Genomic DNA, 1,345 nt, shown 5'->3' on the forward strand with positions numbered 1-1,345 from the left:
TCAGCAGGATGTCGAGGGCGATCTCGTTCGGGGTCTTGTGCGGCTGCGCGCCTTCGACCAGGGCAATCATGCGGTCGAGGGTCGACTCGCCCGGGTTGCTGGTGATGCGGATCAACAACCAGTCGGAGACCAGCCGGGTATTACCAGTCACCGCCGAGCGGTCGCCGCCGGACTCGCGGATCACCGGCGCGGACTCGCCGGTAATGGCGGCCTCGTTGACCGCAGCGATACCTTCGAGCACCTCGCCGTCACCGGGGATCATTTCGCCGGCCACCACGCGCACCACGTCACCCTTGCGCAGCTCGCTGGCCGCGATGGTCTCGTAGCTGCCATCGCGCTTGCGACGCTGAGCGGCAAGGCCCTGGCTACCGGCCTTGAGGCTATCGGCGCGGGCCTTGCCACGGCCCTCGGCCAGGGCCTCGGCGAAGTTGGCGAACAAAACGGTGAACCACAGCCACAGGGCGATCTGCACAGCTACGCCGGTGCTCACTCCGCTGCCGGGGGCGAAACACAGGACGGTGGTCAGTACCGCCGTCAGGGCGACCACCAGCATCACCGGCGAGCGCTTGAGCTGGCGCGGGTCGAGCTTGACGAATGCCTGCACCAGCGCCGGGCGCCACAGCGCGGCGAAGCGTGTCTGGTCCTTGGCACTGTGCCGGGCTTGTACTTCAGGAATGGGCATGTTCATGGTCGGTCCTCAAAAACCCAGGCTCAAGTGTTCGGCGCTCGGCACAAGGGCCAGGGTCGGCAGGAAGGTCAGGCCACCGACCAGCAGGATGGTGACCAGCAGCAGCCCGGTGAACAGCGGGCCATGGGTGGGGAAGCTGTTGAGCCCCTGGGGTGCGCTTTTCTTTGCCGCCAGGCAGCCGGCCAGCGCCAGCACCGGCAGGATGTAGCCGAAGCGACCGACAAGCATGGCAAGGCCGATCATCAGGTTGTGGAACACCGTATTGGCACCGAAGCCGGCAAAGGCCGAGCCGTTGTTGGCCGTGCCCGAGGTGTAGGCATACAGCAGTTGGCTGAAGCCATGCGCACCCGGGTTGCTGACCGCACCCGCCGGGCCGGGCAGGCTGGCGGCGATGGCGCCTAGCACCAGCACGCCGACCGGCATCACCAGCAGGGTCGCCACCAGCAACTGCACCTCGCGCGCCTGTAGCTTCTTGCCCAGGTATTCCGGGGTGCGGCCGATCATCAGCCCGGCCAGGAACACTGCGATCAGCACGAACAGCAACATGCCGTAAAGCCCTGCACCGACGCCGCCGAAGATCACCTCACCGACCATCATGTTGACCATCGCCACCATGCCGGTCAGCGGGTTGACGCTGTCGTGCATGGCATTGACCGA

General features: G+C 66.4%; 2 protein-coding genes. Both read right to left on the reverse strand.

Annotated elements, in window-relative coordinates:
* Positions 1-688, reverse strand: a 688-nt coding sequence (locus JV551A3_RS21500) for a P-type ATPase (protein WP_459565072.1), incomplete at its 3' end; no start/stop codon positions are given.
* A 9-nt stretch (positions 689-697) separates the two neighbouring features.
* A partial coding sequence (locus tag JV551A3_RS21505; RefSeq protein WP_205125967.1) for a potassium-transporting ATPase subunit KdpA occupies positions 698-1,345 on the reverse strand: 648 nt, incomplete at its 5' end.

Source organism: Pseudomonas inefficax (genome assembly GCF_900277125.1).
GTDB classification, from domain to species: Bacteria; Pseudomonadota; Gammaproteobacteria; order Pseudomonadales; family Pseudomonadaceae; genus Aquipseudomonas; species Aquipseudomonas inefficax.